Consider the following 14,767-nt stretch of genomic DNA (forward strand, 5'->3'; position numbering starts at 1 on the left):
TACCTGACCTTAAAATTATTGTAAGTTAAGGGTCGTTATTCCAAACTCTTCAAACCTATCATATATAGACTCAATATGATCTCGAAGCGTAAACCTGTCACTGCCGTAATGACGTGTGCCCATAGCGGCCAATTCATTTTCATTTAACATATAACAAATTGCCTCACACGCATTGCCTGACAGTATTTTCATGTTAAATAAACTTGTTGAGTGTAAACCTACTACCTTTTCAGGCATACGACCTTGCGAGGCACACGCTAATTCATAAGGCTGATCGTGAAATTCTATTGTGTATCCCAAATCAGATAAAATCTGCGCCTTAGATTTTATATCTTCCGCTCTGTGAGCAAAGTAAATTAATGATGTTTTTGCATCATGGGACTTAGCAGCATGAGTCAAGATGTCGTAATAGCGCTTCGAATCAAGCAGGCCCTTTTCACATACCGGCGAGCCAATGAAATGCCGCTCTACGTTTTCATTATGGTCGTGTAGTGCAAACTGCTGTCGAAGCAACGACAGTGTATTTCGAATAGAATGCTTACTATCATTAAATTCAAATATAGAAAAAAGGCGAAACTTCGTAGGATTGTGAGATATCCCCAATGAAGATTTTAGCTCCCATGCCAGCAATTTTCGCTCGGGGTTGTCTGAATGCATAGAAACAGGAAGCATATAATCGCTAGGTCGAATTATAAACTTTTCAAAAACATTCGTAGCGGCGCCATCATCCACTAATACCACGTTATCTGCATTGATATTACATGCAATATCTTGCATCCATAGCTGTCGCAGGTCGCCAATTAATACCGTCGAAAAAGCACCTTTTGCAAATACAGAGATAAGATCTGAATAGGCGCCAATTCGCGAAGCTAAACTGCCTTCTTTAGGGATAGAGAGTAGCTTTACAGATTCAGGTTTCGCAATCTTATGCATTGCCTCAATTTGAAGCATAGAGTTTTCACAGAACGTAGCTGCATTCACTACGGTAATACTGACCCGCCGTCCCATTTGATGCAAATATTCCAACGCACACCAATATTGAAATGGTGATGAGATGAGCATTAAAATCTTCAATTGATGGTTGTCACTTGTCATTTACTGTTTACCCAACGACAAAAACGTCTGCACTTTTAGAAACTTATATTGATATGACCATGAGTTTATCACCTATAAACCACAGGTCGTAAACTCCTTATTTATCGGCAGTAAACGTAAACAGTAAAGCTTTATTTTTTAAAGGGCTAATTCAGACACGAGTGGCGGGCCACAGAGCGCTTCTAAGTCACTTTTTACAAAGGGTAAACGGGGGTAAAGTGATTGATACTCGTTGATACAAAACATTTTCCGTTTGTTTTGACGAAACAAGTCAAAAAGAAACTTAATTTTTTCAGCCTCACCTTCTCGGCATAACTGAAAACTAAAATGTACCATGGGTTCGGTACCGCTTGTCTCAACGTTTTTATGTCGGTAGCAATAATGATTGTGTAAGGATTCAAGCAAAAATTGGCTACGGTGCCTGAACTTGTGAGCTAAGTTATTTGTGAATTGAGCTGGAAATTTATCCCTAAGCGTTTCGATAATTTGTCTATCCATAGGTTGAAACCCATGGCTTATATTTATAAAAGAGTGAGAAGGGAACCCGAGCATTTTTGCGGCATTCATCATGCCTTGCTGATATAGTGTTGGCTTTATTTCGGCGGTGTGTGAGACCCAATCACCATAAACTACAGGCAGCCCTTGCTTGAAGAAAAAGTCAGGCGCAACATTGCCCCCAAGCATAAAATCATCGTTGCCATATATAAATTTCTGGCTCAACCCTGGAATTTTATCGATTAAAGATACTATGCTGCGGGTGTTAAATGTAGGCAGGTACTTTTCATTTCCAGAAAATATAGCTTTGTGATCAACTATCTCGATGCGATCTTTATAAAGCTTTTTGGACTCTAAAAATGAAGGTATTTGACTATCGGTTACCAGCCAAATTTTCCTATACCAGGGGGCATGATGCTTTATTGAACGTAGACAATATCGCAGTTCGCTTGTCTGTATAAATCTTAGGTTATCAATCGACTGCTCTTCATCTCCTGGATTACAACCTATATCAGAAGATAAAAAGGCCTGCCTTTTGGCACGGTGTTCAGGCGCATCTCCGTCTACCCAAAGTATAACGAAATCTATACCACTTTCTTGACTAACTGGATCTGGGCTACTATTGGACGTAGATAAAGTCATAAGTGCTTGGCTTAGCGCGTTTTTCGGTCAATAAATATTTGTTTCATGCTCTGGTATTTTTCATCATTTATTTTTCGACCGAGAATATCTAAAACCTTAATATGCGGGAGATAATAGACCCTATCACCATTACCTAATAATAATTCCTGCTCATCCAAACGACGTTGGCTGAGTAATAAAAAGTCGGAACCACTATAAGCATAAATCCCCTCAAGTGAGAGTAATCGCTTATCGAACCAAGGTGTATCCGCTGCGTCATCGTTATAAATCAACTTGGGAACAAAAACCACACCATTAATGCCACTAATTATTGAAAGTACAGCAAAATTCAATCCAGTTTCATCGTTACATGACACGGAGTACCCTTCTGTTAAATAACTTCCAGGGATGTAAACTGAATTGCCGTCCTCGATAAACAATGACTCTATATTTTTTGCGACTTCTCTTACTATCACATATCGCTTCTGATTCGCTTCTTTATTTGAAGGTTCAAGGTTAGTGGTTAACAATGCGGCAGGGTTTTTCTGGTCTCTATATTCGTCCACAATAGAAATGAATGTGCTATTTCGGCCAATTGGCGCACTGCTTTCGATATCAATATTAAAAGGTTTTGAGGATAAGTAGTTTCTTAATAAAATTTCTCTACGTTTACCCATAAAACTAGTAATACCATCCAGCTCGAATCGAGCATGTGCAAAACCATCACGAATATACTTTAAGTAGCGTTTCCATATAGAAAGGAGTTCGCTACTTAATGAAATCATCCGTGTTTCATCACTTAAATTAGCCACTTTAGTGAGTGAGCTATTAATGTAATTTAACGTGCCATTTAGGTAAAAGAATAGAAGAGAGTTTTTGTTCAGCAAAGATTTGACCACAAAGTTCCTTTGCTCTTCTATTAGCACTGTTAAATCTTCTTTGCTCTCTAATTCTGTAGGTACTAATAGATGAAATTGAGAAAGCTCTTCTATTAATACATTACTGTCGTAGCGATTGTTAAATCGCTTTTCAAAGTCATCAAAATCTAGCTCTTTAAAAACCTGTTGCTTCATTGCTTCAACTGCGGCATCTCTTTGAGCAGCGCTACAAACTAAAATAGCGTCCTCTTTGCGAAGCGGTTTAGTTCCCGCTATTTTCGCGCCATCATTTAGGTTATAAACTTCGGCTTTCTTCACTGACAAAACATTTTCTAATACAGATTTAGATACTTTAAATTCATATTTCGTTTTTACCACGGGCCTAAAATTTCCAGGCAGAATCAAAGATGTATTGTTTTCAGCGGTGTAATCGTACAGTTCGTTGCCTTTCTCACTGTAATACCCTGAAGATTTCGAATGATGATAATTTTCATCTACAAACCCCATATCAGTCCCAAACAGATAAAACTGCTCAAAGCCGATTTCAGTCAGCAGATTCATAGCGAAATTAGTGACGGTAGGGTATGCGGCATCAAGAGCCCCAAAGGTCTTTTTGGGGTACAGTTCCGCAATAGACACTGTTGAAGCTTCACCTTGTTTAAATGCTAAATACACATCTTTGTACAAGTTACAGGTGTCAGGATGAATTCCGTTGCAGCTTATTAAACTGATTTGTTTTAAGTAATCTGGCGCATTAACACGAATCGCCCAATCATAGGTAGACCGATTTGATTCAATTTCTGCGTGAAAATGAGGCGTAATACCGTGTTTATAAAGTGTTTGAAGCGCCGTTCCACAAGAAACAATAATTGCGGCATCAGCTTCTTCTTTAATCAAAGGAATGAGATCGTCAAGCGAAGGGCCATTACCAACAATAAAAACCGGTACTTCTTTGTGAATAGATTCTAAATGAGTCGAAGGCTTATAACGCATCAGTGGCATGTGGTGCTTTATCGCTGAATGTGTGTGCGAAAGACCATATTTTGCATTATCGAGATAGTCACCCATCGCAATAATAACCTGTAACTGCTCTCTTAGTTGAGATACGGCGGTTACTAACCCTTGATTATAATAAGACTGATAAAAATATGAATTGGCCAACACATAGGGACCAATAGACTGAAACTGAACCAATAAATCATTAATTAGATTGCTTCCATCGTCTCCAATATTTAAGTAAAGACGACGTTCTTTTTTATTGAAATAATCTAAAATTTTAGCCCAATCAACGCTATATAAAGACGCGTAAAAGAAGTCTTTATTAGGTTCGCAAATAAATAATTTTTCTATATCGAAGTTTTCTACAAAATACTCGAAATCGTACCCAGCAGCCAAACCAAAAAAGATAGTCGATTTTACTTTTTCTGGTAACTGTCCCGACTCTTCTTCAAAGCCCTGTAGTACTTTCTCGCATTCTGTAACCAACTGATAGTGGGTATAATTGCGAAGCTTTTTCCCTTTATAACCGAGCACTAAACTGTCTTTATGAGGGTGCTGAGTAAAGTTTTTAAAGCTGTGATGGGCTTCATTTTCCGGCGCGTTACCATAGAAAAGAGCCCCAGTGGCTTTATAGCAAATATTGATGCTGCCATCGGCGAGTGCAATGGGCTCCCACACGGCCGGAGAATATGCTAAAAACTCTTTATATAATTCGGGGAAATACTGTTTTAGTGCATCAAGATTACGCAGCTTGGTGCTTTCATCAAGAAAGCTTTGATCCCAATTAAACTGATGCTTAATTTGAGTCCAAGGGGAAATATAATTAACAATAGGATTGAGTGTGGTGCGTTTAAATCGCCAATGCTCAAACTCATCCCAGGTCAGGGTTTTAAGGCCACTTTCAACTTGGTCGAACGTTGGATTATTAAAATGCTTGTATAACGCAAATTTTGTTAAACCTAAATGTTCTTGTAGCTCACTAATATCACTATATAAACTACTTCCATCGCTGCCTATTTGTAGAAATAAAGCAATTCCCGCTTTCTTCGCATCACTAAGAATATCTTTCCAATTAATGGATGAAAGTGAGCAAATAAAATAATCAACATTAGGTTCGTAAACGACAATATTTTTATATTTCTGGCACGCTATCAGTTCTTCAAGGTGATAACCTAGCCCCAACCCCAGAACGACCAATGTATCTGTAGCAGTGGTGACACCTGATTCTTCGACAGACACATCAAGTCTATCATTCAAATATGCACGCAAATGCCCACTTACTTCTTCTTTTGGTGAGATCCCATAAAGTACTTGACCAGTCTGAATGTCGACAATATTCAACTCGCCGAATCTATTGCACATTATCGTAGAAGACGTGGCTTCTTGATTGACGAAAAATTTTAGTAAAGAGGGAATTTGACGTCTAAAAGCCTCAACACCTTCGTGATGACGCCGCTGAATTGATTTCGCAACTTCTTGTTCAATATTCTGTTGCTTTTGTTCGTCTTCATCAATGTGAAACTGAATTTGGTTTAGCATGATTATTTATATTTCTTTAATGCTGCCCGCCCACGAGAATATTGAACGGCTTCGTCTTTAGCACTATCTAGCAAACCACGCGCCAATTTCTCTAATTTATTATTTATCTCTAACTCTTTAGCAGCGAAAGCTTTTTCTACTTCGGAGTCCATTTGCTTCAGCGCCCGCCTTATTACACGGTCGCGTAATTGAACCAAAGATCTAAAATTTTCAGTAGGAATTGGGGCGTCAGAAGGCACCAAACAGGCAGCTAATTTTTCATTAACTACCTGTAAGAATAAAGGAGTGAGTTCGTGATTAAAAATAACCTGGTTCACATAGCTTGACGATTTTGACGCTGAGCTTCAAAGGCCTCTTGCTTTGCAGTTTCAGGAATTTGTACCCACGCGTCTCGAATAGGTGTTAATAGGCTAGACACTTCATCAAGTAACTTCAAGTCGTTATTTACATGCGCATCATTTAAACGCTGAATCATGTAGTCATATAGATTAAACATGTTCTGCGCTACTTCACCACCAATTTCAAGATCTAACGTATCACGCAAGTGCATGAGGATAGCGCTTGTTTTAGAGATAAAATCTGCTTTAGTGATAAGATCTTTTCTTTCCATTGCACCTTTGGCATAGGCGATTCGATCTAACGCGCCTTGCAGCAGCATGAGTGTAAGCTTATGCGGATCCGCAGACGCTATATCTTGTTTTAGGTTACCTTTGCGGTAAGCGTTAATGCCTTTAAGTGCCATAAAATCTCCGAAAACTTCTTAGCCTAGTGAAGCAAGTAATGCTGAACTAGTCTGGTTTAGCTGAGCAACAGTTTGGTCTAGATTCAAATACTTATCTCGAAGAATTTCTTCATAGCTAAGCATTCTTAGTTCCAATGTCTCTCGCTCGTCGTACAAATCATCTCTATCGTCTTTGGCTGACCGTTCACGCAAACTAATGAGGCCACTGTAAGAGGTATATTGGTTTGCAAATTCATAAAGCCGTACCGCAACACCTTCATCGTCATCAGTAAATAGCGATGCTATTTCATCAAAATTATCTTCAAGGGCATCTGCAAGACGATCTTCACCTGAACCCAATCCATAGTCGGTTGTGCCAATTTCTAGTTTACCATCGTCATCAAATTCTATCCCTAATTGGAATAAGCCCCCCAACGCAGATGCGCTGTTACTGTCACCAACTATACTGGCCAAACCTGATTGAATTCCGCGCAATAAAGAATCTCCAGCCAACGCGCCATCATCTTCTAACTCTGACTCGCCGTATTTAGTTAGCAGGCCTATTTCGTCAATCAAACTATTATAGTTTTCTACGAAATCACGAATTTTTTTATCGAGGCCTTCCTTGTCGTAACCAATTTCCAATTTTGTCGAAAGAAAATCACCGACGGCGTCTTTAGGCGAAATTTCATTCACTTCAAAAGACACGTTTTGAATGGTGTTTTCAAATTCATTGGATTCACTTTCAACCGCGATACCGTCTATATAAGCAATCGCATTTTGTGCAGATTCGATATTCGCAGGGTCGATGCTACCTGCCCCACCAGTAGTAGAAAGCCTATCTAACTCGGCGTTACCATTATCATTGGTGATAACCAAATCATTGCCCGTACCCGTTTCACTAGAGCTAAACACTAAACGAGGGCCGGCAGCTGTGCCGGTATCGATAATGTTGGCAGTTACACCGAAATTATCATCTGCGTTATTAATTTTTTCTCTAAGCGCGGTTAATGAGGTACCCGCAGTAATATCGATGGTAAAGCTGTCGCTTCCGCCTACGTCAAACGTAAGTGAGCCAGTACCTGATGTGAGTACTGGATCTGAACTGGCGGTAAACGCGCCATCGTCGGTAGTAATTCGGCTGCCTTGGGCTAATTGCTCAACTACAATATCGTAGGAACCACGGAGGGCTGAATTAGATGCTTCTGCAGAAAGTACATCGTCATCTTCAGAAGGGTTAGTAATAGTGGGTTCACGACCATTGATATCGTTATCGCTTCGTAGATCGTCTACCGCATCTTTAAAATCAGAAAATTTGGATTTAATCTGACCTAACCCTGAGATTTCAGCTTCAATCTGTTCTTCTTTCGCATTCAGCCGATCTTCTTTGGGCTGACGCTCAGCGGTAAGAAGCTGCTGAACTAGGTCGTCAAGTGCTAAACCTGAACCTACACCTAATGATTGAATTGTCATACTTTACCTCGTTAAACACGGTTGCTAGACGCGATTATTAATAAATACCCCTACACTGTCGCCTACGTCTTGCTGTAAATCTTGAATACGTTCAGCAAGCGCTAATACTTCTTCAGAGGGTATTTGTCTTATTACATCACCAGACTCAGAATCTTTTACCGTGACAACCGAGCGCTTAGTTTCATCATCAATAGAAAACGCCAAGTTTCTATTTTGCGTTTGCAAGAATGATTCAACTTCTTGAACAGCGTTCTCTAGCGAAGCTTGATTCTCTTCTTCTGATACTTTATCGGCTAACGTACCAGAACCTTGAGCCAAATTTTGTACACTAGATACACCGTTTTTAAGCGCCGTATTTGTTCCACTACTATTTGCTTGCTGTTGGCCAGCACTATTATTTTCACTGTCGTTGCTCGCTTTACCTGAGCTCTCGTTAGGCGCAACTTTAGACACCGTTGCGGATTCAGAAGCTAATGCAAAAGCCTGACCAGTTTGATTATTTACGATTTCCACTTATTTCACCCCCCTTTTGAAACGACAAAACGGGCCCTTGCAAATAAGCAAGCACCCGTTACATTCCAACTAAGGTATTAAATTATAGCTTATCCAAGCAAAGATAGCGCAGTTTGAGGGCGCTGGTTTGCTTGACTTAGTACAGAAATAGATGCCTGCTGAATAATCTGATTACGTGTTAGATCTGCCGTTTCAGATGCAAAATCTGTATCACGAATCTGAGAACGTGCAGATGACAAGTTCTCACTGATATTGCTCAAGTTACGAATAGTTGATTGGAAACGGTTTTGAAGCGCACCCAGGTCAGCTCGAACTCCCCCAATACCTGATATTGCAGCGTCTACATCAGATAGAAGCGCAGACGCGCCATCTGCTGTGGCAACACTGTTGGTAGTAATACCCAACCCAGTTGCACTAAAGCCGCTGATAGAACCAAGATTAGTTGAAGATAAGTTCACAGAAATGGTTTGGCCAGCATTTGCACCTACTAAGAATTTAGCAGAGAAGTTACCGTCCAAAAGTTTCACGCTTCCGAATTGAGTATCGGTCGCAATGCGCGAAATTTCAGTTCTAAGCGCAGACACTTCTTTTTGAAGTGCTAAGCGGTCAGCTGAAGAGTTAATACCGTTTTGTGATTGAACTGCTAATTGGCGAATACGTTGTAAGCTAGATGTTACTTCGCTAAGCGCTCCTTCAGCAGTTTGTGATAATGAGATAGCATCGTTCGCATTACGAACAGCTTGGTTTAATCCTTCAACTTGAGACGTTAGACGGTCAGAAATTTGAAGACCAGCAGCATCATCAGCCGCACTGTTGATACGAAACCCAGATGACAATCTCTCAAATGACGTGTTCAATTTATCACTTACGTCAAAAAGCTGACGTTGAGCGTTTATTGACGACACATTAGTATTTACAAATAAAGACATTAGATTACCTCCTAGGGATTCAATGATGCCTGTGCTACCATTAAATCCTTCCAGTTCAAATTAGCTGGGTCACTACTCCCGACTAACTTCCTCTTGCAAAGTAAATTACATTACCCCTCAACAATAGGTATCGGCCAAGTCTTTAGCTTCTTTAGTTTTTTTTGTCTTTTTTTAAAAATAAATCAAAATAATATTTAAGCTACTGATTTTTAATGGCTTTATATCTATCTGATTTTGTGCTTTTTTATCTTTAAGGCCACTAAAGCGACACAAATGCTAGTCTATTTACGATAAATCGATTCACATTCCGGCTGGCAACATTTACTTTTAAGGGTATTACGGCATCATTAGGTTTAACAATGATTCGTAGATTTGACACATTAAGTGAATACACTTGGCATGGAAGGTGCATTTATATTTGTGAATCATTAATTTTGCTCAAGTTAATGATTTCAGTTTGGCAGGGTGTTTCGGCTTAGAATAAAAAAAAGGCCGAGACATTAAATCTCGGCCAATCTGCTCACGTTAGGAGATTGAGCAAATACTGTTTCAGTCGGCTGGCAGGGTTTTAGTAGGATAAACTGGCCTCTCAACCAACACTTCTACACTCTCAGTCCTGTTAGTCGGCGCTTTCTCAAAGGGGGCGGCCTTAATTGGCCGCCATTCCTTCATTAGGGGATGGCCTCTCAACTCCTTCCCAATTAAAACGCCTTATTTACTTCTTACCCTAGTAGTGACAATGCCGCTTGTGGACGTTGGTTTGCCTGGGCAAGAATAGTTGTACTTGCTTGTTGAAGAATCTGGTTACGGCTCAACTCTGCCGTTTCGGTGGCAAAATCTGTATCTTTAATTCGTGATCTTGCCGCAGATACATTCTCAGAAATATTACTTAAGTTTCTGATGGTAGATTGGAAGCGGTTTTGAAGCGCACCCAAGTCTGCACGCAGGCCACCTATTGCAGATATCGCGTTATCTACAGAACCAAGTAGTGCAGATGCATTCGTTTCTGTTAATACATCATTATTCCCACCTGTAATTCCTAAACCTGTCGCACTAAAGCCATCAATGCCTGCGCGGCCCAATGCTTGTGTAGACAAGTTAACAGAAATCGTTTGCCCAGCGTTGGCGCCTACTAAGAAGCGAGCTGAAAACGCGCCAGTTAGTACATCTACGCCAGCGAACTGGGTAGTGGTAGCAATACGTGAAATTTCAGTACGAAGTGCCGACACTTCTTTTTGAAGCGCTAGTCTATCCGCAGAAGAGTTAATACCATTTTGCGATTGGATAGCAAGAGTACGAATTCGCTGCAAGGCTGTCGTGGTTTCTTGCATTGCACCTTCAGCAGTTTGCGACAACGAAATCGCATCATTTGCATTACGTACCGCTTGATTTAGACCTTGAACTTGTGAGGTCATACGGTCGGTAATTTGTAGACCTGCAGCATCATCAGCGGCACTGTTAATTCTAAAGCCAGATGATAAACGTTCAAATGCAGTATCTAAGTTATTGCCTGTTGAAAACAACTGGCGCTGCGCATTAAGCGATGACACATTAGTATTTACGAATAGACTCATGAGAGGTCTCCTAACAGTTTAAGTTTTGCGCTATTGATTTTATTATTTGCGCGAGTTAATTAAATATTTTGGCATAGCTTGTGCTTCACATAATTGTCAGGATTTTATTCTGACGCTTTAACGGGTCACTCCCGGTGAAGCTTGTTACACAGAGAAGGAAACTTCTCTTTTGCTGACTGTCGGGTTTGTTGTTCCAGACCTCAAACCTCTCACTACCTCCTGGCTTCATTCTCGCCAGTCAGCAGCCCAATCAGCAAACTTAACTCTTTATCGACTTACCTCACCATTTCCTTTAGAACTTTATGAAAATGATTTTTCAGGTTTCAAGCTATTGATCTCCTGACAATATCTAAAACCAAGCAGCCAACTAACACTCGTCAAAACCTATTAAACTTATTGCTTTTATTATTCGTTTTAGGCTTTAAAGAGAGGAAGTAATGTTTACCTTCCCTTTGTTATAGTTATCGTACCGGACTGCCGTTTACTTTAGGTTTTTTTGATCTTTTTAAAAAAATCTTTTATTTCAATAAATTAATTCGCAGAAATAAAAAAAGGCCGATTAAAAAATCGGCCTTTTTAAATATAATTCACTGTAGAACAGCTGAGGTTAAAGGTTCACTACCTCCTGGCCCCATTCTCTCACTGTTAACGACTAGCTTATTAACCTAGAAGCTGAAGTGCTGCCTGTGGACGCTGATTCGCCTGAGACAACACGGTAGTGCTCGCCTGCTGTAGAATCTGGTTACGGGTCAAGTTAGCTGTTTCAGTAGCAAAATCGGTATCTTTGATTTGTGAACGTGCTGCTGAAACGTTTTCAGAAATATTACTAAGGTTACGAATCGTTGACTGGAAACGGTTTTGAAGCGCACCTAAGTCGGCACGAAGACCACCTACCGCTGAAATAGCCGTATCTACGCTAGCTAGCATACTTGATGCATTTTCACTGGTAAGTACGTTATTTGTGCCGCCAGTAATCCCTAAACCTGTCGCACTGAAACCCTGAACACCAGCGTTTGCCAACGGGGTAGTAGAAAGGTTTACAGAAATCGTTTGGCCAGCATTTGCACCTACCAAGAACTTGGCAGAGAAGTCACCTGACAATATATTTACACCAGCAAACTGAGTTGTGGTTGAAATACGCGATATTTCAGTTCTTAGTGCAGATACTTCTTTTTGAAGTGCTACACGGTCAGCAGAGCTGTTGATACCGTTTTGTGATTGAATTGCTAGTGTACGAATACGTTGAAGAGAAGTAGTCGTTTCAGACAACGCACCTTCAGCCGTTTGCGATAGTGAGATCGCATCGTTAGCGTTACGTACCGCTTGGTTAAGACCTTGAACTTGTGAAGTCATTCGGTCGGTGATTTGTAGACCTGCGGCGTCATCTGCAGCACTGTTTATACGGAAACCCGAAGACAGACGCTCAAAAGACGTACCCAAAGAATTGCTTACATCAAATAATTGACGCTGAGCATTCAATGAGGAAACATTGGTATTGACGAACATAGACATAAAGTCTCTCCTACACTCTCAGTCCAGCGTGAGCTGGCTGCCGGGGATCCGGCTATTACAATTTTAATAGTCACCAATACCTGAGGGGTAATGATGAACTGGCTCTCTCAGTGTTTGTATCGACATAACCGCAGTTCCCTTTAGAATTATTTACAAAAATTGCCGTAGTGCGGTATAAAATTGCCGTTTACGATTACATAACAGTCGGTTTTTAAAAGAGTATTAGCGTGAATATAAATTTGAAGATTAACGCGGTTGAGCGAATTTCATCTGAAGGTGAACACTGCGCATTCACTGATTTAATCGAAAATCCCTTCGACAATAGTCGTAAGTCACTACTGACCTGCTATAGACGGGGCGTAAACCATATAAGCCCAGATGGTGTTGTGATTGTCTGTAAAGTGAATGTTAATTCAGGAGCAAAAACTTACCAACGACTGACACTACCCTCTTGGGATTTACGCGATCCAAAATTTTGTTTTGATGGACGAAAGTTAATCATCAGTGCCTACGCTAAGCACAAAGACGTAAATACCGGTGTGATAACCACTAAAATGGTGAGTTACTTTTCTACCACCGGTGAGTCTTGGTCAACACCCCACTTTTTTGGACATTCAGGTTGGTGGCTTTGGCGCATAACTTGGAACAAGGGAAAGGCTTATGGGTTTGCCTATAATCGTAAAAATCAAAGGATCGATTTGTTTGAAGGCAATCCGCTCAAACAACTTTACCTTCAAAAGAAGGGCGCTATGTCTTTTGAAAAGCACAAATTTGGCTATCCGAATGAAAGCCATATAGTGTTTGATGATGCTGATAAAGCGACGGCGATTGTACGCCGAGATGCCGATAGTTTCAGCGCCAAATTGGGTTTTTCCTTGCCCCCCTATACCAATTGGACATGGCACGATTTGGAACAATACGTGGGAGGACCCGTAATGTTATCACTTTCCGAAAATACGTATGTGGTAGCAGGTAGAAATTGGGATGGTAAAAATCTGACTACGGCAATTTGGTTACTTTCATCAACTGATTATTCGCTGAAACTTCTGATTACCTTGCCTAGTAAAGGAGACAATAGTTACCCAGGCTTAGTGTGGCAACACGATACTTTGTATGTCTCTTATTATTCAGATCATATCGATAATAAAACCCGTGTATACCTCGCCACATTATCGGGAATGAATGCTTTACTAGATGAAGTTGAACAAGGATAAATTAGATACTTGCGGGAAAGTCGCTAACGCTGCATTGAGTGCGGTTTCTTGTTTGGCAAATTCCGTAGAAGCCTCTGCATAATCAACATCTTGGATTGACGAACGGGATGCCTTTGCCGCAATTTCCATATCAAGGTTACTTTCGTAAGTAGATTCAGCGATGTTTAAGCGACTACCTATAGAGGCGCGTTCAAGAGATATTTTTTCTAACCCATTATCTAACCCGACCAATGAATCGGCAATAGCCTCTTGCAGCGCACTATCATCAATGGTGCTGTCCATAAGTATGGTTTGAATTTCATGAAGTGATTGGGCCATACTCTTTTTCTCCGGCGCATCCAAAGAAAAATTAATGGTATCGCCAACGGCAGCACTCGCTTCAAACTGCATGCCTTTGATAGTAAATGGACTCCCCGAAGTATAGCCAACCGTTCCCACAACAGCACCTGTGCCAGTATTGGTTAACTGTGCTTCTCCCGATGCCAAAAACTCTACTTGATAGTCATTATTAGCACTGGTCACTGGGTCATAATTCTTGTTGAAAAAGGTATCAAATGTACCTTGTTCTTTCACTATTGTGTTTTGTAAATCCGCAGCTGTAGTGCCAGTGACTGAGAAATCAAAACGGGATAATACGTTCTCAAAAACTTCATAACCGTTGCTGGTAGATTGTATTTTTGAGCTAGACGATAGCTGAATAAAACTTACGCCTGCATCACCCGAAAACGTGATTGCATTTCCTGATGATGCGGGATTATAGGTAAATGCTTGGTTTGCAGATTGATAGCCTGCATACATATAATTTCCATCGGCGTCTTGGGTATTCATTAAGTCGAAGATCTCCAACTTAATTTGTTCTAACTCAGCGCCAATGGCGCGTTTATCAGGATCGTCCAGAATACCCGAGCCTGCTTGAACAACAAGCGTTCTAGCACGGTTAATTGAATTGGTAATATTTGTTAGCACTGCTTCTTGCTGTTCTAGAGAGCCAGTTACCAAATCATTATTTCGTTGAAATTGCGTCAGCCCATCAAGCTCTTCGGTCAAGCGCAACACTTTTGCAGCACCCACAGGGTCGTCTGCCGGTGTTAAGATTCGCTTACCTGTTGCCAACTGCTCTTGTGTTTTAGCCAAACCTTCTTGGTTTTCCATAATGGAGCGAATGCTTTGGTCGTAAATTTGACTCGTTGATATACGCATAATC

General features: G+C 40.6%; 12 protein-coding genes. 1 reads left to right on the plus strand and 11 read right to left on the minus strand.

The features are described from left to right. Positions 1–15: 15 nt before the first annotated feature. The 10 genes from AVL57_RS09875 to AVL57_RS09920 all read right to left on the minus strand — a co-directional run bounded on the left by AVL57_RS09875 (position 16) and on the right by AVL57_RS09920 (position 12,349). Positions 16–1,095 (minus strand): polysialyltransferase family glycosyltransferase, encoded by a 1,080-nt coding sequence (locus AVL57_RS09875; RefSeq protein WP_138118079.1) that lies wholly within the window; start codon positions 1,093–1,095, stop codon positions 16–18. 138 nt (positions 1,096–1,233) lie between these two features. Further along, positions 1,234–2,232, minus strand: a complete 999-nt coding sequence (locus AVL57_RS09880; protein WP_057793351.1) for a stealth family protein — start codon at positions 2,230–2,232, stop codon at positions 1,234–1,236. Between the two features lie 11 nt (positions 2,233–2,243). Further along, complete coding sequence (locus AVL57_RS09885; protein ID WP_057793353.1) at positions 2,244–5,627, minus strand: motility associated factor glycosyltransferase family protein; 3,384 nt, start codon at positions 5,625–5,627, stop codon at positions 2,244–2,246. A gap of 2 nt (positions 5,628–5,629) precedes the next feature. After that, entirely contained in the window at positions 5,630–5,944 is a 315-nt protein-coding gene (locus AVL57_RS09890) for a hypothetical protein (RefSeq protein ID WP_057793354.1), read from the minus strand. Beyond that, positions 5,941–6,369 (minus strand): flagellar export chaperone FliS, encoded by a 429-nt coding sequence (gene fliS, locus AVL57_RS09895; protein ID WP_013785132.1) that lies wholly within the window; start codon positions 6,367–6,369, stop codon positions 5,941–5,943. Before fliS ends, AVL57_RS09890 begins: the two co-directional genes overlap by 4 nt. An 18-nt stretch (positions 6,370–6,387) precedes the next feature. Beyond that, positions 6,388–7,821 (minus strand): flagellar filament capping protein FliD, encoded by a 1,434-nt coding sequence (gene fliD, locus AVL57_RS09900; protein WP_013785133.1) that lies wholly within the window; start codon positions 7,819–7,821, stop codon positions 6,388–6,390. Positions 7,822–7,845: 24 nt separating this feature from the next. Further along, positions 7,846–8,334 (minus strand): flagellar protein FlaG, encoded by a 489-nt coding sequence (locus AVL57_RS09905; RefSeq protein WP_057793356.1) that lies wholly within the window; start codon positions 8,332–8,334, stop codon positions 7,846–7,848. 89 nt (positions 8,335–8,423) lie between these two features. Further along, positions 8,424–9,263, minus strand: a complete 840-nt coding sequence (locus AVL57_RS09910) for a flagellin N-terminal helical domain-containing protein (RefSeq protein WP_057793358.1) — start codon at positions 9,261–9,263, stop codon at positions 8,424–8,426. 722 nt (positions 9,264–9,985) lie between these two features. Next, on the minus strand, positions 9,986–10,837 hold the full coding sequence (locus AVL57_RS09915) for a flagellin N-terminal helical domain-containing protein (protein WP_057793361.1): 852 nt from the start codon (positions 10,835–10,837) through the stop codon (positions 9,986–9,988). A gap of 660 nt (positions 10,838–11,497) precedes the next feature. Beyond that, complete coding sequence (locus AVL57_RS09920) at positions 11,498–12,349, minus strand: flagellin N-terminal helical domain-containing protein (protein ID WP_057793363.1); 852 nt, start codon at positions 12,347–12,349, stop codon at positions 11,498–11,500. 227 nt (positions 12,350–12,576) lie between these two features. On the opposite strand from AVL57_RS09920, the gene AVL57_RS09925 reads away from it, so the two are divergent. Further along, a complete protein-coding gene (locus AVL57_RS09925; RefSeq protein ID WP_057793364.1) occupies positions 12,577–13,563 on the plus strand; it encodes a hypothetical protein in 987 nt (328 codons plus the stop codon). Here AVL57_RS09925 and flgL read toward each other — a convergent pair. Further along, positions 13,540–14,763, minus strand: coding sequence for a flagellar hook-associated protein FlgL (gene flgL, locus AVL57_RS09930; RefSeq protein ID WP_057793365.1), 1,224 nt, complete (start codon positions 14,761–14,763; stop codon positions 13,540–13,542). The two genes, AVL57_RS09925 and flgL, sit on opposite strands and share 24 nt — an antisense overlap. Positions 14,764–14,767 lie beyond the last annotated feature (4 nt).

Source organism: Alteromonas stellipolaris (genome assembly GCF_001562115.1).
GTDB lineage: Bacteria > Pseudomonadota > Gammaproteobacteria > Enterobacterales > Alteromonadaceae > Alteromonas > Alteromonas stellipolaris.

What these genes read in the sequence shown, in the direction of transcription:
- AVL57_RS09880 (WP_057793351.1), bottom strand. Translation starts at nt 2,232, where the DNA reads ATGACTTTATCTACGTCCAATAGTAGCCCAGATCCAGTTAGTCAAGAA.
- AVL57_RS09915 (WP_057793361.1), bottom strand. Translation starts at nt 10,837, where the DNA reads ATGAGTCTATTCGTAAATACTAATGTGTCATCGCTTAATGCGCAGCGC.
- AVL57_RS09920 (WP_057793363.1), bottom strand. Translation starts at nt 12,349, where the DNA reads ATGTCTATGTTCGTCAATACCAATGTTTCCTCATTGAATGCTCAGCGT.
- AVL57_RS09875 (WP_138118079.1), bottom strand. Translation starts at nt 1,095, where the DNA reads ATGACAAGTGACAACCATCAATTGAAGATTTTAATGCTCATCTCATCA.
- fliD (WP_013785133.1), bottom strand. Translation starts at nt 7,821, where the DNA reads ATGACAATTCAATCATTAGGTGTAGGTTCAGGTTTAGCACTTGACGAC.
- flgL (WP_057793365.1), bottom strand. Translation starts at nt 14,763, where the DNA reads ATGCGTATATCAACGAGTCAAATTTACGACCAAAGCATTCGCTCCATT.
- AVL57_RS09910 (WP_057793358.1), bottom strand. Translation starts at nt 9,263, where the DNA reads ATGTCTTTATTTGTAAATACTAATGTGTCGTCAATAAACGCTCAACGT.
- AVL57_RS09885 (WP_057793353.1), bottom strand. Translation starts at nt 5,627, where the DNA reads ATGCTAAACCAAATTCAGTTTCACATTGATGAAGACGAACAAAAGCAA.
- fliS (WP_013785132.1), bottom strand. Translation starts at nt 6,369, where the DNA reads ATGGCACTTAAAGGCATTAACGCTTACCGCAAAGGTAACCTAAAACAA.